Genomic DNA, 24,655 nt, shown 5'->3' with positions numbered 1-24,655 from the left:
TCACTTAAGGTGCCGGATGACTCTTAAGATACTCGAGCGCATTATAGACCATTACGGCAGCCTCGGCACGAGTCACCGGGTCCTGCGGATGGAAGCTGTTGTCAGCGCCTGGTGATTGAATACCGTAATGGAAGGAACGCTGGATTGCCCCTTGGTAGACAGCGGTTATTTTGGCGTCATCTTTAAGCTCGACAGGTTTGATATTGATTAAGGGAAGACCTGAAGAACGCTCCATCCCTTTAACCAGATAGTAGGTGAACTGCTCTTTCGTAAGAGCGGCTCCGGGATCAATGTCAGACGGTACGTCAAAATCAAAAATTTGAGCAATTACAAAAGCCTGGGCAGACCAATCCGAGTCCTTCACTTTGGCGAAATAGTCGCTTGCTTTGGGCGCCTTAATGAACCTTACGGCATCCAGGTTCAGGTTGAACGATTGCACAATCAGCGAGATCCCTTGAGCCGCAGTGAGCTGCTGGTTCGGTTGAAACTCGCTGGAAGTAACCCCTTTAATCAAACCCTTCTGGTACAGAGCTTCAATTTGGGTTTTGGCAGAGCTGTCAGAAATATCACGGAACGAAGCAGCGTCAGCGGAGGACAGGCCCGCCAGCGGCAGGGCAAGCAGTGAAGCAGCGACGAATGATAGTCCGCTTCTAATCAATCGGTTAGTCATAAGAAAACCCCCAATCCATTGTAAGGCATGGCCTTCACTGCTACGGACGGGGGGGAAGAGGAAAAGGTTGCATAGGTCTTGTGAGATTACACGGAACTCCCCGAGATCGTACTTGAACTGCGGGGCTCCCGAAACATCCAATAATAGAGTATGGATGAAGCGACATACAGCAGTCCTGTTACTGAAAAGGTAATCGCATACCCCCAGTAGCTGCCGTAAGTTGTAACGAGATGAGCCTGAACCGGTCCCATCGTTGCCCAGCCGAGCATGAACGCGGTCTGCGTCATGGAATTGGCAATCCCGCGCCGCCGGTCAGGCACACGGTCAATCATGATTGCGGATTGGATCGGGTTGGCCGCATTCATCAGGGCCTGTCGGAAGAGAAAACCGATGGAGGCTATGACGATCAGATGCGTAAAGCCTGTAACCAACAGAAACGGAAGTGAGAGCATTTGAAAGATCAGCACTGCTTTCACTTGGCCATAACGGGCAGCAAGCGATGGACCGATCAGCATGGAGACGATCGTCATGATTTGTCCCAGGGAAATTAACAGCCCCACCGAAGTCAGGGATACACTGAACCTGTTGGTGAAGTACAAGTTCAAGTAAGGGATGACCAGCCCGGAACCCAAACCGACCAGCAGCTGGGCGACCGTAAATTGTGCAATCACTTTGAAATCTGCGCGTGCTTCCAGCTTCCCCGGATGAGCTGCTTTCGTCGGGTCGAGAATTTCCGGTTCCAAGGGTGCAGTCTCCGTCTTTTTGGGCGGTTCCGAGACGAACAGAAGCGGGATAAAAGAGGCCAGTGTAGCGGCGCCTCCAATGATCAGAACGGTACGCAAGCTGAGCAGATGAGCCATTCCCGCATGCTGCAGCAGATCGGCCAGGGATCCGCCGCCCATACTGCCTATAACCTGAGCAGCAAGGCTGACCGCTGCATGATAACTGAACATTCGCAGCCGATCGGTCTTGCTGACACTCTCGGCGAGGAAGGGAACTGCAATGACCTGGAAGAACGAGGCGAAGAGGCCGGTAAACACGGCGAGCGACAGCAGCCCGAACTTGGCTTCAAGCAAAGAGCGGCTGATCAGCGCAGCGCCGCTGAACAAGGCACCGAGGATGAGCATCTTCTTGCGGCTGGAACGGTCGCTCAGCAGCCCGATCGGAATGAACATCAGCGCTGTAGCCAGAGACTGAATACTGACGACCTGGCCGTTGACGGCATCCGTATACCCAAGCCCTTGTATGTATAAATTGTAGAGAACAGAGAACATGCCTGTACCAATCTGGTAGAGCATATTTGCGATAAAAAATAATCGGATATTACGGGACCATGTGGTAAAATCTGTTATAATTTGCTTCATAAAAAACATATGCTTCCCCCTATCAGCCTTCACTATTCTAACAGGTTCCAATAGAGGGTAAAAGTACCACAATCATGCTAAATAGGAGGATGGCTTGCTTGTCGGTTGTTATTGTACGGTTTGTTATTGTTTTATTTGTTATTTTCATTTTATTCCGATGTGAACATGCCCTTTATCAGGCCCGCCGCAGGATGGGAAAACCTCTGTTTAACGGAGTCCATACGTCTGGCGGCTGGCAGGGACTAATGCTTATGCTGGGTTCTGCTTTATTTATGCTGGTTTCCATCCATGAATGGTACTGTTATGCAGCTGTTTGGGGATCGTTGTTTTATTCATTTTTCCGCCTGAACCGCTTCGGTATGGGCAGTGAAGGACTGCAGCTCGGGATGAGATGGATTCCCAAAGAGGATATTATCCATTATGAACGTATTCCGGACAGCAAGCAGCTCAGGCTTTGGGTGGATAGCCAGGACAAGGAGATGATGCTGACAACGTCGGAAGAGCATCTCGGCAGTGAGGTGGAACAGAAGATGAAAGCCCTCCTTCGTCTATAGCTTTATTTGGGCTATCAAGGATTCGGTGGGGGATCCGGCCGGCAAAAGCAGAAAAACAGAGAACAAAAAAGACCCGTAAGGGTCTTTTTTCTGCTTAAATGATGGAAGCTTCAGTCTCAGGGATACAAATTATTTTTCCCCGTTCCACAGCTCCAGACGATTTTTGATCAGTCCGGTATAGGTCTCCTCCGCCTCTTTCAGACCGGCTGTTTCAAGATCTTTTAACATCGTATCATAGATGCTGTCAAATTTATCCGGTGAAGCGAGAATAGCTTCCGGAATCCGTTTGCGGACAATGTCCTCCATTTTCTGATAGATAACCTGATAGTTACCGTCCGTCGGAACCGGCATGTTGTAGGCAGCTCCCCACTCTTTGACAGGGAAGTCGTGAGGGAAGATGTCTTTCCAGGTCGTTGCATTATAAGCTTTGAGGGACGCCTTCTCGGCATCACTATAATTGGCTGTAATCTGTTCCGGGTAGCTGGTCGTGTAATAGTTGCCGGTTGAATCCTTTACACCATCGCCGTAGTGAGGGCCCCAGATCCAATAAAGACCAATCCCCGATTCTTTGGTGAACGCAGCGTTATCGTTATTCTTGCGGTCCTGGATCTCCTCCGGAACAACTCGTTTGCCGTCTACCAGATTGTAGTGCTTGCCCTCAATGCCCCAGTTGCGCAGAATTTGTCCCTTCTCGGAAGCCAGGAAATCAAGGAATTTGATGGCACGGACCGGATCCTTGCAGGATGTTGTAATTCCAATACCATAAGCGGTGTCGAAACCGATCGGTTGTAAATCATGGTTCTCATATTCCTCAGTCAGCGTAACAGGGAAGTGGGCATACGTGTTCTCATCCTTGCCTGACTGACGCAGCGCGTTCTCAGCTTCAGAATAGTTCCATTCCTGATCGATCAGACCAATAACACGGCCGCTGGCAATCTTGGATTTGTATTGATCACTCTTCTGGACAAAGGCATCCTTATCGAGCAGGCCGATATCGTTCATATGGTTCAGCCAGCGGAAATATTCACGTTCTTCAGGACGAGTAAAATGGAATTTAGCTTCATGGGTCTTCGGGTCAATGTAATATTCGCCGTCGTCCGGTCCGCCTGTTGCTGTAACTGCCGGATTCGTCACGGTGATCATGATCTTCCAGTCATCTGCATCCAGCGTTAAAGGAATGGTTGGCTGGCCGTTCGTGGTCGGATGCTTTTTGACATAGTCCTGCAGAGCTTTCTCATAGTCCTTGACCGTCCGAATTTTCGGATAGCCCAGTTCCTTCAGAGCCTGATGCTGGATTTCGAAACCTGCTGTTGCATCAAAAGCAGTGTTGTCTACCCCCATGTTTGTAGGAATGGTATAGATGGCGGGGTCATCGAGACTGTATTTAATGCGGTTGAAGTAATCGCCATACACTTTTTTAATATTAGGGCCATACTTGTCAATGAGTTCAGTGAGGTCTATTAAAGCACCGGCATCGACAAATTTACCGACTTCGCCTTTTGGATAAATCAGGTCCGGAAAATCTCCGCTGGCAATCATTAATGCCATCTTGTCTTCACCGCCGTTGCTGACGGCATACTCCGCATTGATGCTGACACCGGTTGCCTTGGTAATCTCCTGGCCGACATCATCTTTCATATTATTCCAGTTGGGACTGCCGTCTCCGCCGAAGAAGCTGAAGCTTATCGGCGTGTTGTCATCTGAAGTGGCTGTTCCGTCATCCGTTCCGCTGGCAGACTCTTTACTGCAGCCTGCAGATACCAGCATCAGGCTGGCAAGCAGCATCATCGTAATCGTTTTAGGTGTTTTACTTTTCATCAGTACATCCCCCTTTGTGTTTGAGAACATAAAAGTGAATCACAACCTAGCAGTTACAATGTAAGCGTTTTAATATCTGCATTGTATGTAACTGGAGAGGGTGACGTCAAGAACTTTTTGGCTAACAAAAATAATAAATTATTGAAATAATCATTAAATTGTTAGGAAGGATATTTAAGTTAGTGAGGGCTGGAGATCTGCTTACATTCCGATATTTCGAAACAAAAGTCATTAAGTTGTTATGAGCAGGTAACGGGAGTTTGCCTTTTGTCTTCCTAACCCAAACATGTTACGATGATTGGAGAAAATTTGACACATGTGGTGATTTCATGAAAAGTAAAGTGACGATACAGGAGATTGCGGATGCGGCGGGAGTATCTAAATTCGCTGTTTCCCGTGCGCTGTCAGGCAAGCCTGGTGTCAGTGCCCAGACGCGAGAGATGATTGTTAAACTAGCGGGACAACTGGGATATTTTAAAAGCGAAGCCGTACGGAGCGGTGGTGAGATCAGGGATGAGAACGTACAATCCTGGTCAGGCACGGTGCTGATTTTATTTCCGAATATTCGCTTCCAGAACAGGGAATCGCTGTATTGGGGTCCGATTTTTGAAGGAATATCTTCAAGGCTCAATATGAAGGGGATCGACATTCTCACCTTGACCGAGCCGTCGAGCGATTCCTTATTCACCCTCCTCAACCCGGAGGCCATACAGGGTATCGTAACAGTGGGGACCGTGTCCACCACGATCCTCATGGAGATCCACAGGCTGGCCATTCCCGTTGTCATGGTGGATCATCAGGATCAGGCCTTTCACTGTGATACCGTGTTTAGCGATAACTGGACGGTGATGGGCGAGATCGTGTCTTCCATGGCTGCGAAAGGTTACCGTTCGTTCCAGTTTGTCGGGAACCGGGACGATGCTTACAGCTTTTACGAGCGCTGGAATGCTTACAGGGCGGCGCTGGAGAGGCTGCAGATCCCGGCCGGGCAGAATGTGAAGCTGTTTGGCCCGACAGGCGAGCAGATGGAGGAGGCTATTCTTCAAATGACGGAAGAAGAGCTGCCGGAGGTGTTCGTATGCGCGAATGATACGACAGCCAAAATTACCGTCGAAGCTTTAGCACGCCGCGGAATTTATGTGCCTGACCGCTGTACCGTTACAGGCTTCGATGATACTCACCAGGAGCTTCCTCTGGCAGCTACTGCGAGGGTCAACAAAGAGATGCTCGGCATCCGTGCCGTGGACCAGCTGCTCTGGCGTATTCTGAATCCGGGGTCTCCGGTGGAGAAGAAGCTGATCTACGCGGATCTGCTGCTGCGTGAAGCTTATGCTTCCGAACCTGCTGCAACCAAGATCCTGCCTGGCATTTGAATAGAAAAGCTGTGGTCTGCCGGATTTTACCTGGAGCCGCAGCTTTTAATTATATACAAAACGAAACCGTTTTATGTAACCTAACGAATTATCATCATAAATATCAAATAACTGAATTGACCTCAGTGTAAAATGGTGTTATCTTGGTTTTGTATAACCTAACAAAAATAATTATTCGGATAATTTGTTAGGTTCTGTTTCTGGATGATTATTCAGGTATACGAGCAAGGTACGTAGCCCCAAAAAGGAAAGCAGCGTCCCGGAAATATAGAAAGCGCTACCAAATGGAGGAGATACAATGAATCACTTTACGTTGCAACTCGGTGACTGGCAGTTTAGAGCAGAAGATGAGAACGAATGGCTTCCCGCGCAGGTTCCGGGCTGTGTCCATACAGATCTGCTGCGCAGCGGTAGAATTCCGGATCCGTTCTACGGGACCAATGAGAAGGAAATCCAATGGGTAGATAAGAAAAACTGGATCTACCGGACTTCATTCCAGCTGGAAGAGCAGCAGCTGAGCCCCCAGCGGATCGAGCTGGTGTTTGACGGTCTGGACACGTATGCGGATGTATCACTGAACGGGGAGCAGATCCTCGCGGCAGACAATATGTTCCGTATCTGGAAAGTCGATGCCAAGCCTTATCTGCAAAAGGGTGCTAATGAACTGGTGATTCTCTTCCGTTCACCGATCCAGGAGGATCTGCCCAAACTGGAGCAGCTGGGTTATCAACTGCCGGCAACGAATGATCAGTCCGAAGTTGGGGGACTCGGTGACAAGAAGGTCAGTATATTTGCACGCAAGGCCCCTTATCATTACGGCTGGGACTGGGGTCCCCGGTTCGTAACCAGCGGGGTCTGGCGTGAAGCCCGGCTGGAAGGAAGAAGCGGCGTTCAGATTACGGATCTGTTCATCCGTCAGGATTCCGTAACGGCAGCGTCTGCTGAACTTACGGCGATTGCCGAGGTTGCGGCTGATGCAGCAGGCGAAGCTGAATTGAAAGTGTCAGCAGACGGCTTGGAATGGACGAAGGTCGTTCAGCTGCAGGCAGGCGTTCAGGAAGTGGAGGTCGCTCTGCGTATTGAAGAGCCGCGCCTCTGGTGGAGCCGTGGTCTGGGTGAAGCTCATCTGTATCAATTCCGTGCTGAACTGCAAACCGGCTCCTCCACTTCTTTATTCGAGAGAACGACAGGTCTTCGTTCGGCACGGCTCATTCGGCAAAAGGATCAAGCTGGAGCATCCTTCTACATTGAGCTGAACGGCGTGCCTGTCTTTGCCAAAGGGGCCAATCATATTCCGAATGACAGCTTTACGACGGAAGTCACCCGGGAACGGTACCGGCATGAGATTGCCAGTGCGGCGGAAGCCAATATGAATATGCTGCGGGTTTGGGGCGGCGGGATTTATGAAGAGGACGATTTTTATGAGCTTTGTGATGAGTACGGCATCATGGTCTGGCAGGATTTTATGTTCGCCTGCAGTATGTATCCCGGAGACGAAACGTTTCTAAACAATGTTCGTGCAGAAGCGGCGGATAATGTCCGCAGACTGCGTAATCATCCAAGTATTGTGCTGTGGTGCGGCAATAACGAGATTGATTCCGCTTGGGCGCATTATATTGAGAATGGCGGCTGGGGTTGGAAAAGAGACTTTACAGCAGAACAAAGAGAGACCATTTGGGCGGATTACCAGGCGGTTTTTCATGAGATCCTGCCCAAGGCCGTGGAACAGCACGCCCCGGGAGCGGATTACTGGCCTTCTTCTCCACTGGTGTCCCTAAGTGAAAATGCCGAGCAGCATGCCCATCCTTCGACCGCTGAAGGAGATATTCATTACTGGGGAGTGTGGCATGCGGTTGAGCCATTCGAGAACTACAACCTCCACGTCGGACGCTTCATGAGTGAGTATGGATTCCAGTCCTTCCCGGAATACAAATCGGTACGTACTTATGCCGAGGAGGAGGATATGGAGCTGCTGTCGGATGTGATGCGTGCCCATCAGAAAAATGGGGAGGGCAACCGCCTGATCCGCGAGTACATGAAGATGTACCTGCCAGAGCCGAAGGATTTTCCCGCGTTTCTGTATATGAGTCAGGTGCTTCAGGCGGAGGCGATGAAGATGGCAATCGAGGCACACCGCCGGAATAAGCCGCATTGCATGGGTACGCTCTATTGGCAGATGAACGACTGCTGGCCGGTAGCATCTTGGGCAGGTATGGATTACTATGGACGCTGGAAAGCTCTGCAGTACACCGCCAAGCGAAGCTTCCAGGACATTTCGGTATCCATTGATGGCTCTTCCAGCGGCTCAGTGCGTATTCATGTCATGAACGACACGCTAACCGAGTTGAATGGGATTTTACGGCTGCAGGTTACCGGATATGACGGGAAGATAAAGCAGGAGACGGCTTATCCGGTGCAGTCGCCCGCGAATTCAGCAATTCTGGTGACGGTCGTCCAAGACGACGAGCTGCTGAACGGGGCACGACCGCAGGAGATTGTGCTGACCGCCTCGCTTGAAGCTGAGGGGGGAGTGCTGGATCGTAAAGAGCACTATATGGTTCCGGCCAAGGAGATGGAGCTTCCGGTTCCACAGCTGTCGCTGCGGCCGGTTGAAGGCAGCGGAGGTACCCGTTATGAAGTAACAACCGACCTTTTGGCACGCCAGGTGTGGGTATCTTCCGAGCAGGAGGGGTATTTCTCGGATAACTTCTTTGATCTGCTGCCAGGAGAGGTCAAAATACTGGAATTCAAGGCCCGCTCCAATGGAGATCAGCCATTTGTACCTGCAGATCCGGGTCCGCTGGTAATCACCTCCATGGCGGACTATATTGCTGCATCGGCAGCAAGCGTGTAACAACCGTTTAATCTTATAAATCAAGAAGGGTGGTGCCCGGCCGTATGGCGGGTACCACCCTTCTCTTCTTCGTATAAAAGGTCTGTTGATCAGATGCCTGCCCAAACGTCTTTGGCGATAATACCCTGCTCCTGCAGCTGCTCCAGCCACTGACGGGCTTCTTCATTGGAGGTCTTGTGGATGTCCTGATAGGCCTGGATGAGTGCCGCTTCGACATCTGGAGCCATACGTGCACCGTCTCCACAGATATAGAGATGAGCTCCATGGTCCAGCAGACCGATCAGCACAGCGGAATCCTCCTTTATCCGGTGCTGGACATAACATTTATCCTGACCTGTAACCCGGGAAAATGCGGTGTGCAGCTTGACCAGTCCTTCGTGTTCTGCTTGTTCGAATTCTTCGCGGTATAGATAATCATGTTCAGGATTACGGCAGCCGAAGTAGAGATGAGCCTCACCAAGAGGCTGCCCTAGCTTCTTCAGCACGCTGCGCCGCTGGATAAAGCCGCGGAAAGGAGCGACGCCGGTGCCCGGGCCAACCATGATGATCGGTGTTTCCGGGTCGGCCGGAAGAGCAAATCCGTTCTGGGGTTTGCGGATAAACATGACAATGGAATCGCCGGTATGCCGCTCGGCCAGATAGTTGGACGCTATCCCGCGGTATTCCCCCTGGCCGCTCCAGGCAGGTCCGCGAACGACGGAAACAGTGATGCTTAGTGCTTCGGGCGTCATGGCCGGTGAGCTGCTGATGGAATAGTATCGTGCCTTCAGCGGCGGAAGCAGCTCCAGGAAGCGTTCGAACGGCAGCTCGCAAGCTTCGTATTGCTCCAAGAAATAGAGCATGGATACCCGCTTGTTCAGAACTTCTGCACGGTAAGCTTCCTCTTCAAGCAGGGCCTCCAGCTCTTTCTTGTGCGGAGGGCATACCGTATACGCCGCAAGCTCGCGGAGCTGGGCGCGTGTGGCGGCTTCCTGCATTTCCATACTGTGGCTCAGCAGGTCGTACACGCTGATCGGCCGGTCCAGCGGCAGATGTGCAGCGCTGCGGCCGGTACCCTTGAGAATCAGATGATCGTTGATGCTGAGCCCGAACCGGTTCATGACCCGTTCGACCAGTTCAGGCGGATTCTGCGGGAGCACCCCGAGATGATCCCCTTCTTGGTAGGTCACACCCTCTGGAAGAACAATTTCAAGGTGGCGGGTGCTGCGTTCACTGCCTGCCTCGTGCAGCTCCCGGTTGGCCAATACCGTCGAGTGATACGCATCGTAAGTTTCGGCGATCGGAGTGCCGATCAGCCCGCTGACGAACTCGACGGTCAAGGTGCTGCGTTCGCGTTCCTTCTCCGCCGACTTCAGCCCGAAGCTGTTCAGCAGGACCGGCCACATCTGGCCGGCCCAGTCCTCCAGCTCCTTCTCGAAATCGCCGCTCGCATCGCCCTCGCCGCGGGGAAGCATCCGCTCGGCGCCCATGGCAGCGAGCTGCTCGTCGATCAGCCGCGGTACGCGCTGATAGGTGCTGGCCCAACTGCGATCGCCGCAGCCGAAGACGGCATAACGAACGCCCTGAAGGTCGCCGCTGGCGCTCTCGTTCAGCCAGTGAACGAAGGCGCGCGCGTTATCCGGGGGATGACCGTTGTAGGACGCGGTCACGATCAGCACGGCTCCTTCGTCCGGCAGCTTTCCGACACGGTCGTCGAGGGAAGCAATTGTCGTCCGGAAGCCTTGGTACCTGGCGGCTTCGGCCCACTCCCGGGCGATACCTTCGGCCGTACCCATGTTGGAGCCGTACAGCACCAGCAGGGGAGTATCATGTCCTTCCACGCCAGGCTCCATCTTCGGCAGTGGTTCCTTGCGTTCGGCCGCTTCACCTGAGCCGCTGTTCCCATACGAGATCATGGAAGGCATGGCCGTCCGCGGACGAACCTGGATGGTGAAATCCTCTGGCTTCAGGGTCAAGGTCTCCTTGACCTTAAGCTGGTAGTTGGTATGATCAATCAGCTCAAAATGCTTCAGTACCATGCCGAGCACGAGGGTAGCCTCCTGCAGGGCAAACTGCTGCCCGATGCAGGCGCGCTGCCCGTTGCCGAATGGCTTGTACGCATGCTGGGGAACTTTATTCGGATCTTCAAATCGTTCCGGACGGAAAGCCTCGGCGTCAGGACCCCAGGCATCCGTGTCCCGGTGCAGCTTCGGAATCAGGACGTTGACGGAATCCCCTTGCTTGAGCGGATATTTGCCGCCCAGCAGGGTGTCCTCCTTGGCGTATAACGAAAAAGCTGGAGCTGTCGGCCATAAGCGGAGAGACTCGTTCAGCACCATGCGGATATAATGCAGTTCGCGGACCTGATTGTACTCCGGTACGGCTCCTTTGATGACACGGTCAACCTCATCATAGGCCTTCTGCAGCTTGTCCGGATGCTTCAGAAGATAATAGATGGCGAAGGAGAGAAGCCCGCTCGTCGTTTCATGACCTGCAATCAAAAAGGTAATAATCTGATAACGGATATTCTCGTCGTCCAGCTTTTCTCCGGTTTCCGGATCCTTGCCGTTCAGCATGTGGGAGAGAAGGTCTTTCTCATCCTGGCCTCCGTGCTCTCTGCGTTCGGCAATGATTTTATCCACCAGGGCGAACATATTCTGAATGTCATGCTTGAACTGCCGTTTTTTGCTGATCATCAGCTTGTCCTGAATGCCCAGCCGCTGCAGCTGACCCATCGCTTCGTCCAATGCCCGAACCATACTGGTGATAAACGGATGGGGCTGGTCACGGTAGAAGCTGTTGAAGCGGTAGTTAAAACCGCATAATCCGATCGTATCCAGAGTCAGACGGGTCATATCATCTGGGACATTCACACTCTCATCCGGATTCAGACGAGACCATTTCTGAACAAGCTGAATGGCAAGATCGGCCATCATGTCATGGTAGCCCTTCATCGCCCGCTGACTAAAGCTTGGAAGCAGAATATGATGGGCTTTGCGCCAGTTGGGTTCATCGGTCCAGCTGGTGAACAGTCCGTCTCCGGCAAAGGCACGGACCTTCTGAAGAGGAGCCCAGACTCTTTTGTCAAAACGTTTCTCGTCACAAGCATCCTTTACAAGTTCGTGTCCCGAGACGTACAGATCCGACCTGCCCGGAAGGTCCATGCGGAAAATAGGTCCATACTCGTAAGATAATTTCACCATTGATTGAACAGGTTCATTGACATTGATCTGAGGAAGATTGCCCAGCGGCCCGTAAGTTTTGGGCTGAGGGATGCCATCGTTAAGTAGTGTCATCACATTTACCTACCTTTCCAGGATCGTTAACTTCAGGTTGTCTTATATAAAGCTTCTTGCTCATGGAACATATTCCCTTTTATAGTCTATTCCCGCGCTGGCCTGGAATCAAATCTGTCACCGAAGCGGGGGAATACAAAAAAAGACAGCGCCATAGGGACGCTGTCTGGATCAGGAGAAGCCGATCATTAAGAACGGTCTCCATGATTGGTTTTATAAAAGGACTTCAATGCCTGACGGAATTGGTCATCAGCCATCTTGGTTTCAGCTTCCGTAGACGCCGGGTCATGCGGCTCAGCGTGCTGCGCGTGCTGCCCCATATTTTTGAGGGCATTGCGATAATCGGTATCGTTCATAACATTCGGACGCTGTTTGTCCCGCGCGGTCTGGCTTGCTGTACGGGTCGGCATGCTTGCTGCCGGCTGGATATCTGCAGCAGGCTCTGGAACCGGTTCAGGTTCCGGCTCAGGCTCGTTACGAACGGGTGCAGCAGCCGGAACGGACGCATCCTTGCGGGCTTCAGCACTGGCTTCTGCCGACAGTTCACGTTCTTCCGGCTGTGCTTTCACTGTAGAGGCTGTCTCTTTGGCTGCCGAAGTGCTGCGCGAGTTGAAGATGATAAGACCAATGATGATCAGCACCACGACGACAGCACATGCAATGATAATCGTCATAGCTGGGCCCTCCTGTCTAATCTTATTTCAGAAAACCTCCGGTAACAGATGCCACACGTTCGCCGAGCGCGGTGCCCAGGCGGCGGCCCTGTTCACTGATCGGCTCGGTACTGTCAATCGGGCACGTCACACCAACGCCATAATAGGAGCCGTAGGTGGCATTGTCCGGAAGGTTGCCCGGCAGCCCTACGATGATCATACCCTGATGCAGCATGGGAGTAATCAGATTCAGCAGCGTGGATTCCAGACCACCGTGTTCCGTAGCGGTGGTGCAGAAGACGGCTCCGATTTTGTCAATCAGCCGGCCTTGAGCCCACAGATAACCGAGCTTATCAATCCACTGCTTGAGGCCGGAGCTTACGGTGCCAAAATGACCCGGACAGCCCCAGATGATGGCGTCCATTTTCGGAAGCTCATAAACGTCAGCTTCTTCAACAGAACGCAGGAATACGTTGGCCTCGGGTACGGCTGAAGCACCCTGGGCAATCGCTTCGGCCAAAGCAGCCGTGTGGCCGCCTTCACTGTCATACACGATATAGATGTTCATAATCGCTCCTCCTTAGTGGTTCTGTGCTGTCTCGCGGGGAGCAGGCAGCATCAGTATTTCAGGTTCATTGACTGTCTCTTGAACGGCAGCTGCTTTGGGCTTGTCTTTACGGACATCCCGCAGAAAGAAGCTGAGCACAAGACCGAAGATCGAGATAATGGTCGCCCAGAAGAAGGCATCGTTAATCCCCTGGACGGTTGCCTCCATCTTCACCTGTGTTCCCAGCAGGGTCGCAGCCTGTGTCTGGGCTTGAGCCAGAGGCAGGTGAGTCGTCTGTACAATACGATTGACCAGGTCCGTGAAGGACTGCATAAATTGCGGGTCGGTCGTATTCAGCCGGTCACTGTAGGCCGCGGCATGGAAGGTGGTCCGGTTGGTGAAGATGGTGGTGATCACACTGGTACCAATCGAGCCGCTGACCTGTCTTAAAGTATTGGACATTGCGGTACCGTGCTTGTTGAGATCACGAGGAAGCTGGTTCATACCTGCTGTCATAATCGGCATCATCAGGAATGACATCCCGAAGAAACGGACCATGTACAGAACGAGAATGTAGGAATACGTTGAATCCATCGTGAGCTTCGTGAAGTAATACGTCGTCACTGTTGTGATCAGCATGCCGATAATAGCGAGCGGCCGGGGACCAATCTTGTCAAACAAAATCCCCGAAATCGGTGACATAATCAGCATTACGAGAGCGCCCGGCAGCATCAGCAGACCGGATTCCAGCGGCGTAAAGCCGCGCAGGTTCTGCAGGTACAGCGGGAGCAGGAGCATCCCTGCGTACATGCTGGCCGTAACCAGTGCGTTAATGACATTTGAGAGTGAGAAGATACCGAAACGGAATACGCCCATATTCAGCAGCGGATTGCGCGAGCGGATCTCCCAGATTACAAAAAACGCAATAATCACAACACCCACAACAATGCAGCCGGATACCGTGATATCTCCCCAGCCCTTTGTTCCGGCTTCACTTAGACCGTACAGCAGCAGGCCGACACCGGCAAGGGAAGAGATCGTGCCGAGATAGTCCAGCTGAATCTTCTTGGCTTCCTCAATATTGCGTAGTTTGAAGAGAGCTACAATGAAGACGATAATGCCCGGGGGAATCATGCCGGTAAACAGCAGATGCCAGTCATAATTTTGAACGACCCAGCCGGACAGGGTAGGACCGACAGCAGGAGCGAACATCATGGCAAGACCGAAGATCCCCATCCCTTTACCCCGCATTTCCGGCGGGAAGATGAAGAGGATGACGCTCATGACAAGCGGTGACAGTACGCCGCCGCCCACAGCCTGGATCAGTCGTCCGATGAGCATGACCGAGAAGTTGTCGGCCAGACTGCAGACGAGAGCACCCAGCGTAAAGCAGAACATGGCGGCCAGGAACAGCAGACGTACGCCAAACCGGTCAATCAGGAACGCGGACAGCGGAATCAGAATTCCGTTGACCAGCATATATCCGGTTAACAGCCACTGCGCTGTATTGGTTGTAATATTAAACTCATTCGTAATATGGGGCAGAGCCACATTCAGCAGCGTCTGGTTCAAAATGGCCAGGAACAAACCGACCATTAACACAATCAGAAGCGGAAGATGCTGCTTGACTCCGGAAGAAGAGTTGCCGGGAGCTTGTCCCGAAACCGTGTTGGAAGCCATCTTTCCGTCCTTTCTGCAGATCTAATTGCCATCTGCGTGATTCATTTATTTTTTAGTAATTACGATCGAGGCATTCATGCCTGGAAGTACATTTTTCGAATAGTTGCTGATACCGATTTTAACCTGAACCTTCTGAGTTACTTTTGTGTAGCTGCCGCTGGTGTTGGATGCAGGCATCAGGGAGAAGACCGAGTTGGTTGCATATCCGATTTCTTCGACATTACCTTGAATAGTCGTGTTAGGATCACCATCTACTGTCACGTCTACATTCGAACCTACTTCGATATCTTTGATCTGGTCTTCATCCACGTTAGCGATGATATAGAGATCCTTCATATCTGCAATTTGACCCAGAGCTGTGCCGGGTTGTACCATTTGGCCTTCTTTTGCCTGGTTCTTAATCAATGTACCTTGAGTAGGTGCAGCTACGTTAAAGGCAGTTGTACCATTGTTGATTTTACCCATGACTGCGCTCTTGGACAGGATTTGACCTTCTTTTACAGTCCAGCTGTTTAAGGTGCCGCCCTGTGTGGCATAGATCGGAACGATGTCAGCCGCAACGCGAGCATCATCCGTTTTAATGTAAGTTACATTTTGATAATAGTAATAAGCTCCCCCGGCGATTAACGCCAGAATTACCAAAATGCCAATCAAGTTTGTAAGAATCAAACGACCCTTCATAGTTCAAACTCCCTCCAAAATGTTTTATAATTTAATTACTTTATAATAAAGTAATTTTCAAATATGTTTAATTTAACATATAACTAAAGAGGTGACAATGTTGCTTTAAGGCCATTTTGTGACACGCCTTTAAAGTTGTGGAAAGTTTGTGACAGATGGCTCAAAATAAAGGCTGTACAGGTTTTAATTCCCTTAGGGGATCATACAGAAGCTTTCCTCATTACCTTTTACTCCTCTAGTTTGTGTTAGCACAGGCTCAAAGATACAAAAATTCTGCCCTAGGAGGATTTGAATGACTCTTGATAAAGAGCAAAGCCAGCAGCTTGAGAAAATGGATCATTTAATGGAAGTTTTTTTTCGTTACAAAAATAAGTTGATCGACCACTACTATAAGGAAAGAAGTTTTAAGCTGAACAGTACCAAGATTCATATGCTTGTTATGATCTACCGCTCAGGAAAGTGCATGGCTGTAGATATTGCTAGGCAGCTGAGCCTGACAACCGGTGCGACTACTATAATGCTTAACCAGTTAGAGGCGGATGGACTCATATCCCGGGAACGAAGCGATAAAGACCGCCGAATGGTATGGATTTCGCTGACCGAGGAAGGGGTGGAGAAGGCCCAGATTATTATTGGCATCCGTAATCAGCTTAATGCAGATATGCTGGATTCGCTGACCAAGGAAGAGCAGCAGATCTTTTTTCAGCTGCTGGGCAAAATTGAGACCCGCCTTGGTAGTGAAATGAAGGAGTAAACTGTAAAATAGGACAAAAAGGAGGGAAATCCTATGAATGGACAAAACCGTTCGGAGATCCGTGCAGGTCTTGAGGTGAACATTGTGTTGAAACAGGACCAGCTGACAGGCAAGCTGACCCGTGGCATTGTGAAGGATATTTTGACGAATTCGCCGCGTCATCCTCATGGAATCAAGGTACGTCTGACCAATGGCCAAGTCGGCCGGGTCAAACAAATCGTAAGACCAGAAGGAGGGGACGAATGAGGGAGGACGCCATGTCAAAGGAAGCAGGTGCCCCTGGGAACGGCAGATTATCTTTCTATTATAGTGAAGAATTGTTGTCGTTCTCGACACAGGTCAAATGGTTCTGCTTCAGGCTGGCCGCACTCTTCACACGTGACAAGCTGGCGGCTCGTACCCGGCTGCAAAAGATAGAAACACAGTTGGCCAAGCTAAGAAGGCTTAGGCTGCAGACTTAAGCATGATAATGATAAAGAGAAAACGGCAGGAAAGTTCAGCTTATCCTGCCGTGAACCTCGTGTACACGTTGATGGCTTTTCATGCGGTAGTGTTAATTGTAGGCAGTTACCTTGTCGGTCTGTCTTGCCCTAAGTGCAGTTTATGAACTGGTCTGGCGAAGTAAATATTGTTGTTATTAGCTAGCGAAGATCGTGAATTTCTTCATTATTTATAGTTTGTATGGTACTGGTCCTGATTCAGGCCTATGACTTCATAGTAGCTGTCCAGCAGCCTGCCGAAAATGGCATCCCAGGATTGCTGTCTGCTGTATTCATGGCCGGCTTCAGCCAGCTGCCGGCGCAGTTCTTCATCCTCATAAAGCTTGACGACGGCGTCCACGAAGGCTTCGCGGTCTCCGGCCGGACACAGCCAGCCGGTCCGGCCATGTTCAATCATGTCTCCAACTCCGCCCTCGCTGGCACCAATGACAGCTGTACCGCTGGCCATCGCCTCCAGAACGACATTCCCGAAGGTCTCCGTTGCCGACGGGAATAAAAATACATCGGCTGCCGCATACAGCTCCTGAAGGGCGTCGCCCTGAACGAAACCCGTCCACGTGATCCTGCGAATCCGGCCGTCGGCGTCAGCACTTGCGATTGTCCGATACAGGGGACCGGCACCGGCAACCACAAGATGGCAGTGGTCCCTGATGGGATCGGGCAGATGGTGGTAGGTCTCCAGCAGTAAGTCGATACCTTTCTCCGGAGCTAATCTTCCCACATACAGGATAATGAATTGTTTTGCATCCACTCCCCAGCGTTCCCATATTTCATGCCGGTCTGCTCCCGGATGAAACTGGTCCGTATCCATGCCGCGTCCCCAGATTTCCAGTGAACGAAATCCCCTGGCACGAAGGGACTCCAGAGTAGAGCGTGAAGGGACATAGATCCGCTCACACTTGCGGTGAAACCACAGCATATATTTCCACAGCGTTGGCGTCATCCATTTTAAATGATAATAATTCAGGTAACGGTCAAAATGGGTGTGATAAGATGCAACCAGCGGAAGGTGATTTTTGCTTGCATACGAGGCCCCATACAGACCGAGGTTAAAAGGGGTAGCCACATGAATCAGTGTCGGACCAAATTCCTTCAGCCGCTCATTGATATGGCGGATATTCGGAATGGCCAGCTTGCATTCTTTATAAAAGATAAAGGGAATACTGAAGAAGCGTTCGATATCCGGTCTGCGTGGTTCATGCCGATCGCCTTCCGGCGCAAAAACGATGCAGGGAATGCCGGCATCCTTCAAATAGTTAACCCAGCGTTCCAAAGTCAAGGCTGCCCCGTTCACATCGGGTGTATAGGTATCGGTAAACAGTGCCACTCTCAGCATCAGCTTCTCCTCCTTCTGCTGCCATGATCTATTATGATCAGTATGACAGCCCTCTGTTCTCCCATTTCAAGTGTTATGTAAAAATAGGCAGTTCAGTGGCGGTTTCTTTATCATATGTAGCAGTATGAAGTGCGGGCTATGCATGTAAGGGTCAGTTTTTACATAGATCGCGATGTTCGGTTTTTTTGTCAGGAAAAAAGGAAACCGCTTACTTCGGGGCGAATCAAAAAGATGGACTGCCGTAACTCATCACCATTGTTCAGGGAGGCGCTAGGATATGGGCCAGAGACAGATGGAAGGTAACAGCATTATATTGCGTTTGGAAATGAGAACGACCGAGGTGCATTTTGGAGATGTGGCAGGAGCCATAGCGGAAGCTGGAGGCGACATTGTAGCCATTGACGTTATTTCTGCGAGCCGGGAATCAAGTACTCGCGACTTGACGGTAGCCATGACGGATGCAGCGGATAACCGCCGTATCGTGGAAGCAGTGACCGAGCTGCCAGGTGTCACGGTCATTAATGTATCGGACCGTACGTTCCTGCTGCACCTCGGCGGCAAGATTGAAGTAACTCCCAAGACACGTATCTCCAACCGGGAGGATCTGTCCCGTGTCTATACACCTGATGTGGCCCGCGTATGTCATGCTATTGCGGAGGAGCCGCAGAAGGCCTATTCATTGACGATCAAGCGGAACACTGTAGCTGTCGTGTCCGATGGCTCGGCTGTGCTTGGCCTTGGTAATATCGGGCCGCATGCAGCCATGCCGGTCATGGAGGGAAAAGCGATGCTGTTCAAACAGTTCGCTGAAGTGGACGCTTTTCCGATCTGTCTTGAGACACAGGACACGGAAGAGATTATCCGCACGGTCAAAGCGATCGCACCTGCCTTCGGCGGCATTAATCTGGAGGATATCTCTTCTCCGCGCTGTTTTGAGATTGAGCGCAGGCTGAATGAAGAGCTGGATATCCCCGTCTTTCACGATGATCAGCACGGAACTGCTGTTGTACTGTACGCGAGTCTGATCAGCGCTTTGAAGCTGGTGGATAAGCAGATTGAGGACCTCAAAATTGTGGTCTGCGGAATCGGCGCGGCAGGTGTGGCCTGCAGCCGGATCCTGCTTTCTGCCGGTGCACGGAACGTAATCGGTGTTGATAGAGAGGGAGCCCTGGTTCGGACCAACCTCTATGATAACCCGGTCTGGCAGCAGTATGCAGCTATGACGAATCCGAATATGGAGACAGGTTCCCTGCAGGATGTCATCGCCGGCGCAGACGTTTTCATCGGCGTATCCAAGGGCGGGGTTCTTAAGCGCAGCGATGTGGAGAAGATGGCCAAGGACCCGATCGTATTCGCAATGGCAAATCCGGTGCCGGAGATTATGCCGGCTGAAGTCGAAGATCTGGTAGCCGTGATGGCGACAGGGCGTTCTGACTATCCGAACCAGATCAATAACGTGCTCTGCTTTCCGGGAATGTTCCGTGCGGTGCTGGACTGCCGGGCTACCGAAATTAATGAGCCGATGAAGCTGGCTGCTGCGAATGCGATTGCATCGGTCATTAGTGATGAGGAACGCAACAAATTCTACATTATTCCGAGTGTGTTTAACGAGCGTATCGTCTCTTCCATCCGCAAGCAGGTTATTCAGGCGGCGATCGCCACAGGAGTGGCACGAAGAATTCCGAAAGAGAAGGATTTTGAATAACTTCATGACAGCAGGGTATTAAGCATATAATGTTCTTTCATTGAGGCACTCTGCCGGCTGCCAGCCGCCGCAGAGTGCCTTCTTGCTGTCCGAAGCAAAATCAGGATCGTGGGTAATAATAAGGGAATGGACTTTACCACCCGTTTTCGTATATATTAATTCGGTGTGACTTTTTGGAATAGAATGAAATGTACCTTGAAATGTAATTGGTAATTACGGGAATGTCGTTTGTATGGAGGGGATTATTTTGGCTTTTGGAGCTCGGGTGCTAAAAACGGGAATTGCTGTCACGCTGGCACTATTTCTGAGCATGCTGCTCGACACAAAATCGCCTGTAGGGGCCGCAATCGCAGCTATTTTTGCGCTGCAGCCTTCGATTTACAGGTCATGGAGATATTTTTTGGACCAGCTGCAGACGAGTACGCTGGGAGCGATCATGGCACTGCTTGGAGGCATGGTTTTCGGTAATCAGCCGATCGCCGTCGGTCTGGTCTGTGTGCTGGTGCTGATGCTGTGTCTGCGCCTGAAGATGGGAGATACGGTCGGACTGACACTCGTAACGGTAGTTTCAATTATGGAGGCAGCGGGCGATTGGCAGTTTGCGGTGACTCGATTTTTGCTGACGTTAATTGGTATTGTATCTGCATTTATTATTAATGTTACGGTATTCCCTCCGAAACCGAAAGTTCAGTTCGTGAAGCAAATCCAGACGGTGTTTAACCGGATGTCACTGCTGCTGCGGACCGCTATCTCGGATGAGATCAAGGAAAGTGTGTTCCGTGATGAGAAAAGCGGCCTGGGAAGCTCCATCAAGGGACTTGGCGACAAGTACAATCTGTTCGAGGAAGAGCAGAAGAAGTTGAAGCGTCCGCGCTTTAGTGAAACCCGGCAGATGGTTGTTTATAAACAGATGCTCAGCAGTCTGCAAAAGGGCTATGAAGTTCTTGATGCGGTAGAGCGTCATTATTTCCAGGCGGAAAGGCCATTAGGAACCGACCGGTTCTTTGACCAGCATATGGAGCGGCTAATTAAATTCCATGAGCATGTGCTTCTGAAATTTGAGGATAAGCTGAAGCCTAATGATGATGAGACGGAAATGATGGAGGCTGAAAATGACCGCTTTATGCAGGAGGCCATCAGCCGTTATGATAAGGACCGCGAAGGTGTTCTGCGCCTGGCCATCGTCGTGTCTGCCATCTATGATTACGGGCATCAGCTTGGGAGGTTAAGCCGGTTGGCAGATCACATACACCGGGGAGATGCGTCCAAAGAGGGCGAGGGGCTGGCTGCCTGGCTGAGGCGTTGAATGGTTGGTAATTATTAATGTAGAGGCACCTGCGGGGGCCTCTTATTGATTTATGAGGCAGATTTGTATAGACTGTGGCTTAAAAGACCTTAGTTACTGTACCATGGTTTTTTACTTCCCGCAACAAATCAATTATTTAAACAGAGGTGGAAATTATGAATGAAGTTGTCCAATCACTGCTAGAACATCGCTCTATCCGTCAATATACTGAAGAGCCCATTTCCCGGGAACAGCTTGAAGCGATTATTGATGCAGCTCAGGCAGCTCCTTCCTCCATTAACGGTCAACAGGTATCTATTGTTGGCGTGGATGAAGCAGGCCTGAAGCGTAAGCTGGCCGAGCTGACAGGTAATCAGAAATGGGTGGACGAAGCACCCTTGTTTCTTGTCTTTTGCGCGGATTACCATCGTGCAGCGATCGCAGCCGAAAAGAATAATGAAAATTTGGTTATCACGGAGGGAATCGAAGCTTCGCTCGTAGGTGCTACAGATGTAGGTCTGTCGATGGGCTATGCCATTGCTGCAGCAGAGTCAATGGGATTGGGGACCGTTCCTATCGGAGGGATTCGCCGTATGCCTCTGGAAGTCATTGAGCTGTTGAATCTGCCGAAGTATGTTTTCCCGGTATGCGGTCTTGTTATTGGACATCCTGCTGACCGTTCAGCCAAAAAACCGCGCCTTCCCCGCGAAGCGGTTTATCACGGTAACCGTTATTCTACAGATCAGCAGACGTTGATCGATCAATATGATGAAACGTATCGTAATTACCTGCAGCAGCGCGGTGCACAGGATCGCACATGGACTTCAAGCATAGCGGGTATATACAATCGGGTGTATTACCCGCAAGTACGTTCCATGCTCGAACAGCAAGGATTTGATTTCAAATAAAAGAATTTGTACAACAAAAACGCCCCCTGTACGTAGCAGGAGGGCGTTTTGGTGATAATCATGAAATATAAAAAGCCCCCCAGTTGAATTGGGAAGCTGTTCTTGGTAAAATGGAAAATGGTCTTTAAGTCTTCAATTGTGTATAAGTTATTATGTTATTTCCAAGGTTGATTATATCATATAATCACGCATGAGTCAACCTGCGGATTTATGGATTTCGATATGAGCGATTGGTTCATAATAAACTTCAGTTCTCATGGAAGAGGGGCGATAGAATGAGTACGGACAAAGAATGGCAGCAGGAGCAGCAGCGGGTAGATGATGTGACTACCAAGCTGAACCGCCGCATTTCCGGTCTGGAAGCCCAGGTGGGCTCCGTGCGCGGCGATGTCGTTGAAATGAGGAAGGAATTTTGGGAAGAAGTTACCATGAACTTCAGTGAAGCGGATGACGTAGGGGAGACCTCCACCAGTATGCGTCAGCAATCCCAGGTTCTGAACGAAAGGGAGCACAGCCACCGGATGGCGGCCGAGTCGCTGGGACGAATGCGCAGACTTCGGCAGTCGCCGTATTTTGGCCGGATTGATTTTGCCGAGGATGGAGAGCCGGCGGAAGCAATCTATCTGGGAATTGCCTCATTCCTGGATGAGGATGAACAGACGTTCCTGGTCTATGACTGGAGGGCTCCGATCTCTAATCTGTACTATGACAGTACCCCGGGGCCTGCCTCGTACGAAACGCCTTCGGGGGAGATCAGCGGGGATATAACGCTGAAAAGACAGTACGTCATCCGTGATGCCAAAATCCGCTTCATGTTCGACACCGGCGTCACGATCGGCGATGAGCTGCTGCAGGCTGTCTTGAGCCGGAGCTCGGATGCCCAGATGAAAAGCATTGTAGCGACTATTCAGAAGGAACAGAACCGGATTATCCGTAATGACCGTACACGCATGCTGATTGTACAGGGTGCGGCCGGCAGCGGGAAAACATCAGCAGCACTGCAGCGTGTTGCCTATCTTCTATACAAGTACCGCGATCAGTTGAAGGCTGATCAGATGGTGCTGTTCTCGCCGAACCCCATGTTTAACAGCTACGTATCCACTGTACTGCCTGAACTCGGGGAAGAAAATATGCTGCAGACGACGTATCAGGAGTATCTCGAACGCCGATTGGGCAGGGAGTTTGCTATTGAGGATCCTTTTGTTCAGATCGAATATGTATTGTCGAAGAACGAGGAGCCGGGATATGAGTCCCGAATGGGGGGCATCCGGTACAAATCTTCCGAAGCATTCGTCTCTGTCATCAACGCGTACAAAACACTGCTCGAGAGTGAAGGCATGATTTTTAAACCGGTCCGCTTTCAGGGTAAAGTGGTTGTGTCCGCCGAGGAAATGAAGACAGAGTTTTATTCTTATGATTCGTCTATCCGACTGGCAAATCGATTGGAGCTGCTGAAAGAATGGATGCTGAAGGAACTGTCCCGCTTCGGTAAAGGGGAAGTCGACGCCGAATGGGTGGACCGCACCATTGATGTGATGGATACAGAAGACTACCAGCGTGCCTATAACCGGCTTCGCCGGAAGAAGAAAGGCAAAGCCGAGACGTTCGACGACTTCCAGCAGGAACGGGAGATTCTTGCCCGCATGGTTGTCAGTGACCGGCTGAAGCCTCTTCGTAAATGGATCAAAGCCCAGCGTTTTGTGAATATCACAAAGCTTTACGGGGAGCTGTTCCGCAGCGATGCGCTCTTTCGGAAGCTGTCCGGTCAGGAGCAGCTGCCGGCATGGTGGGGAGAAATGTCACGCCAGACCCTGGCACGCCTGGAGCAGGGCGAAATGGCCTACGAGGATACAACACCCTTCTTATATTTGAAGGAAATTATGCTCGGGTTCCGTACCAATACCAACATTCGCCATGTCATCATAGATGAAGCTCAGGACTACTCACCATTTCAGCTGGTCTTCTTCAAGCGGCTGTTCCCGCGTGCCAAAATTACGGCGCTGGGCGATTTTAACCAGGCGATCTATGCCCATTCATCTGCACTGCAGAAATCAGGCCCGCTTGCCAATCTTTACGGCCCTGAACAGACGGAGCTGATCTCGTTGACCCGCAGCTATCGTTCGACCTGTGAAATTGTCGATTTTACCCGGGGAATGGTTGAGGGCGGAGAGGAGATCGTGCCTTTCAACCGCAGCGGGGAGAAGCCGCGGGTTCTGGAGGTTCGTGATACAGAAGCGCTTCAGCGTTCCATAGCCGCCGATCTTCAGGCACTTCAGAAGGAAGGTTATGAATCTATAGCCGTTATCTGTAAAACCGCCGACGAGAGTGCCGAGGTGCATCAGGCGCTGGGGGGGATGCTGGAGACGGCGCCGCGGCTGATTAAGAAAACGACGCTGGCTTTTGAGAAGGGTGTCCATATTATTCCGGCATACTTAGCCAAAGGTGTAGAGTTCGATGCGGTGATAATCTATAATGGCTCCTCCGCAAGCTACAGCAGGGAGAGTGAACGCAAGCTGTTTTACACAGCATGTACCCGTGCCATGCATCTGCTTCACATTTATTCAGTAGGGGCGTTAAGTCCGTTTATCGCGAAGCTGCAGCCGGAGCTGTACGAGCAGAGCGCGGTTGAAGTGTAATTCATCGCCTATAACAAAAGCCCTGATCTCCATCGAGCGATGGAGCAGGGCTTTTCGGTATG

The 24,655-nt window shown here is 51.1% G+C and carries 19 protein-coding genes; 10 read left to right on the top strand and 9 right to left on the bottom strand.

What is annotated here, in order from left to right; translation table 11 throughout:
* Positions 1-4: 4 nt before the first annotated feature.
* Both Q5741_RS05935 and Q5741_RS05930 read right to left on the bottom strand, forming a co-directional pair.
* Positions 5-670 carry an S-layer homology domain-containing protein gene (locus Q5741_RS05935; RefSeq protein ID WP_305023141.1) on the bottom strand — a complete coding sequence of 222 codons (666 nt, stop codon included), beginning with the start codon at positions 668-670 and terminating at the stop codon, positions 5-7.
* 86 nt (positions 671-756) lie between these two features.
* Entirely contained in the window at positions 757-2,043 is a 1,287-nt protein-coding gene (locus tag Q5741_RS05930) for an MFS transporter (RefSeq protein WP_305023140.1), read from the bottom strand.
* Positions 2,044-2,225: 182 nt separating this feature from the next.
* On the opposite strand from Q5741_RS05930, the gene Q5741_RS05925 reads away from it, so the two are divergent.
* A complete protein-coding gene (locus Q5741_RS05925; RefSeq protein WP_305023139.1) occupies positions 2,226-2,588 on the top strand; it encodes a hypothetical protein in 363 nt (120 codons plus the stop codon).
* Positions 2,589-2,717: 129 nt separating this feature from the next.
* Here the strand turns inward: Q5741_RS05925 and Q5741_RS05920 are convergent, their stop codons facing one another.
* Entirely contained in the window at positions 2,718-4,406 is a 1,689-nt protein-coding gene (locus Q5741_RS05920) for an ABC transporter substrate-binding protein (RefSeq protein WP_407074317.1), read from the bottom strand.
* A gap of 329 nt (positions 4,407-4,735) precedes the next feature.
* Here Q5741_RS05920 and Q5741_RS05915 point away from each other — a divergent pair, with 329 nt between their 5' ends.
* Together Q5741_RS05915 and Q5741_RS05910 are read left to right on the top strand one after the other, a co-directional pair.
* On the top strand, positions 4,736-5,779 hold the full coding sequence (locus Q5741_RS05915; protein WP_305023138.1) for a LacI family DNA-binding transcriptional regulator: 1,044 nt from the start codon (positions 4,736-4,738) through the stop codon (positions 5,777-5,779).
* 298 nt (positions 5,780-6,077) lie between these two features.
* Positions 6,078-8,633 carry a beta-mannosidase gene (locus Q5741_RS05910; RefSeq protein WP_305023137.1) on the top strand — a complete coding sequence of 852 codons (2,556 nt, stop codon included), beginning with the start codon at positions 6,078-6,080 and terminating at the stop codon, positions 8,631-8,633.
* 89 nt (positions 8,634-8,722) lie between these two features.
* Here Q5741_RS05910 and Q5741_RS05905 read toward each other — a convergent pair whose 3' ends face one another.
* From Q5741_RS05905 to Q5741_RS05885, 5 genes are all read right to left on the bottom strand, one after another.
* Positions 8,723-11,908, bottom strand: coding sequence for a bifunctional cytochrome P450/NADPH--P450 reductase (locus Q5741_RS05905; RefSeq protein ID WP_305023136.1), 3,186 nt, complete (start codon positions 11,906-11,908; stop codon positions 8,723-8,725).
* Positions 11,909-12,096: 188 nt separating this feature from the next.
* Positions 12,097-12,582, bottom strand: a complete 486-nt coding sequence (locus Q5741_RS05900; protein WP_305023135.1) for a hypothetical protein — start codon at positions 12,580-12,582, stop codon at positions 12,097-12,099.
* A 22-nt stretch (positions 12,583-12,604) separates the two neighbouring features.
* Positions 12,605-13,129, bottom strand: a complete 525-nt coding sequence (locus Q5741_RS05895; protein ID WP_305023134.1) for an NAD(P)H-dependent oxidoreductase — start codon at positions 13,127-13,129, stop codon at positions 12,605-12,607.
* Positions 13,130-13,141: 12 nt separating this feature from the next.
* Positions 13,142-14,788 (bottom strand): DHA2 family efflux MFS transporter permease subunit, encoded by a 1,647-nt coding sequence (locus Q5741_RS05890; protein WP_305023133.1) that lies wholly within the window; start codon positions 14,786-14,788, stop codon positions 13,142-13,144.
* Between the two features lie 45 nt (positions 14,789-14,833).
* Entirely contained in the window at positions 14,834-15,469 is a 636-nt protein-coding gene (locus Q5741_RS05885) for an HlyD family secretion protein (RefSeq protein ID WP_305023132.1), read from the bottom strand.
* Between the two features lie 292 nt (positions 15,470-15,761).
* Here Q5741_RS05885 and Q5741_RS05880 point away from each other — a divergent pair, with 292 nt between their 5' ends.
* From Q5741_RS05880 to Q5741_RS05870, 3 genes are read left to right on the top strand one after another with little or no spacing between them, the layout of a single operon-like run.
* Positions 15,762-16,223, top strand: coding sequence for a MarR family winged helix-turn-helix transcriptional regulator (locus tag Q5741_RS05880; RefSeq protein ID WP_305023131.1), 462 nt, complete (start codon positions 15,762-15,764; stop codon positions 16,221-16,223).
* 33 nt (positions 16,224-16,256) lie between these two features.
* Complete coding sequence (locus tag Q5741_RS05875) at positions 16,257-16,469, top strand: YwbE family protein (RefSeq protein WP_305023130.1); 213 nt, start codon at positions 16,257-16,259, stop codon at positions 16,467-16,469.
* An 11-nt stretch (positions 16,470-16,480) separates the two neighbouring features.
* Positions 16,481-16,684 carry a hypothetical protein gene (locus Q5741_RS05870; RefSeq protein WP_305023129.1) on the top strand — a complete coding sequence of 68 codons (204 nt, stop codon included), beginning with the start codon at positions 16,481-16,483 and terminating at the stop codon, positions 16,682-16,684.
* A gap of 205 nt (positions 16,685-16,889) precedes the next feature.
* On the opposite strand, the gene Q5741_RS05865 is transcribed toward Q5741_RS05870, so the two are convergent.
* Complete coding sequence (locus Q5741_RS05865) at positions 16,890-18,059, bottom strand: glycosyltransferase family 4 protein (protein WP_305023128.1); 1,170 nt, start codon at positions 18,057-18,059, stop codon at positions 16,890-16,892.
* Between the two features lie 277 nt (positions 18,060-18,336).
* Here Q5741_RS05865 and Q5741_RS05860 point away from each other — a divergent pair, with 277 nt between their 5' ends.
* From Q5741_RS05860 to helD, 4 genes are all read left to right on the top strand, one after another.
* On the top strand, positions 18,337-19,764 hold the full coding sequence (locus Q5741_RS05860) for an NAD-dependent malic enzyme (RefSeq protein ID WP_305023127.1): 1,428 nt from the start codon (positions 18,337-18,339) through the stop codon (positions 19,762-19,764).
* Positions 19,765-20,011: 247 nt separating this feature from the next.
* A complete protein-coding gene (locus Q5741_RS05855) occupies positions 20,012-21,070 on the top strand; it encodes an FUSC family protein (protein WP_305023126.1) in 1,059 nt (352 codons plus the stop codon).
* Between the two features lie 155 nt (positions 21,071-21,225).
* Positions 21,226-21,957 carry an NADPH-dependent oxidoreductase gene (locus tag Q5741_RS05850; protein ID WP_305023125.1) on the top strand — a complete coding sequence of 244 codons (732 nt, stop codon included), beginning with the start codon at positions 21,226-21,228 and terminating at the stop codon, positions 21,955-21,957.
* Between the two features lie 275 nt (positions 21,958-22,232).
* Positions 22,233-24,593: an RNA polymerase recycling motor HelD gene (helD, locus tag Q5741_RS05845; protein WP_305023124.1), complete on the top strand. Its 2,361-nt coding sequence runs from the start codon at positions 22,233-22,235 to the stop codon at positions 24,591-24,593.
* The last annotated feature ends 62 nt before the right edge of the window (positions 24,594-24,655 follow it).

Origin of the sequence: Paenibacillus lacisoli (assembly GCF_030580655.1) — a bacterium.
Classification (GTDB): Bacteria; Bacillota; Bacilli; order Paenibacillales; family Paenibacillaceae; genus Paenibacillus; species Paenibacillus lacisoli.
This window is presented reverse-complemented; position numbering and strand designations above follow the sequence as displayed.

Coding starts and splice junctions, on each gene's coding strand:
- helD (WP_305023124.1), top strand. CDS start 22,233: ATGAGTACGGACAAAGAATGGCAGCAGGAGCAGCAGCGGGTAGATGAT.
- Q5741_RS05925 (WP_305023139.1), top strand. CDS start 2,226: ATGGGAAAACCTCTGTTTAACGGAGTCCATACGTCTGGCGGCTGGCAG.
- Q5741_RS05915 (WP_305023138.1), top strand. CDS start 4,736: ATGAAAAGTAAAGTGACGATACAGGAGATTGCGGATGCGGCGGGAGTA.
- Q5741_RS05860 (WP_305023127.1), top strand. CDS start 18,337: ATGGGCCAGAGACAGATGGAAGGTAACAGCATTATATTGCGTTTGGAA.
- Q5741_RS05885 (WP_305023132.1), bottom strand. CDS start 15,469: ATGAAGGGTCGTTTGATTCTTACAAACTTGATTGGCATTTTGGTAATT.
- Q5741_RS05870 (WP_305023129.1), top strand. CDS start 16,481: ATGTCAAAGGAAGCAGGTGCCCCTGGGAACGGCAGATTATCTTTCTAT.
- Q5741_RS05910 (WP_305023137.1), top strand. CDS start 6,078: ATGAATCACTTTACGTTGCAACTCGGTGACTGGCAGTTTAGAGCAGAA.
- Q5741_RS05905 (WP_305023136.1), bottom strand. CDS start 11,908: ATGACACTACTTAACGATGGCATCCCTCAGCCCAAAACTTACGGGCCG.
- Q5741_RS05895 (WP_305023134.1), bottom strand. CDS start 13,129: ATGAACATCTATATCGTGTATGACAGTGAAGGCGGCCACACGGCTGCT.
- Q5741_RS05850 (WP_305023125.1), top strand. CDS start 21,226: ATGAATGAAGTTGTCCAATCACTGCTAGAACATCGCTCTATCCGTCAA.
- Q5741_RS05935 (WP_305023141.1), bottom strand. CDS start 670: ATGACTAACCGATTGATTAGAAGCGGACTATCATTCGTCGCTGCTTCA.
- Q5741_RS05875 (WP_305023130.1), top strand. CDS start 16,257: ATGAATGGACAAAACCGTTCGGAGATCCGTGCAGGTCTTGAGGTGAAC.
- Q5741_RS05930 (WP_305023140.1), bottom strand. CDS start 2,043: ATGTTTTTTATGAAGCAAATTATAACAGATTTTACCACATGGTCCCGT.
- Q5741_RS05890 (WP_305023133.1), bottom strand. CDS start 14,788: ATGGCTTCCAACACGGTTTCGGGACAAGCTCCCGGCAACTCTTCTTCC.
- Q5741_RS05920 (WP_407074317.1), bottom strand. CDS start 4,406: ATGAAAAGTAAAACACCTAAAACGATTACGATGATGCTGCTTGCCAGC.
- Q5741_RS05900 (WP_305023135.1), bottom strand. CDS start 12,582: ATGACGATTATCATTGCATGTGCTGTCGTCGTGGTGCTGATCATCATT.
- Q5741_RS05865 (WP_305023128.1), bottom strand. CDS start 18,059: ATGCTGAGAGTGGCACTGTTTACCGATACCTATACACCCGATGTGAAC.
- Q5741_RS05880 (WP_305023131.1), top strand. CDS start 15,762: ATGACTCTTGATAAAGAGCAAAGCCAGCAGCTTGAGAAAATGGATCAT.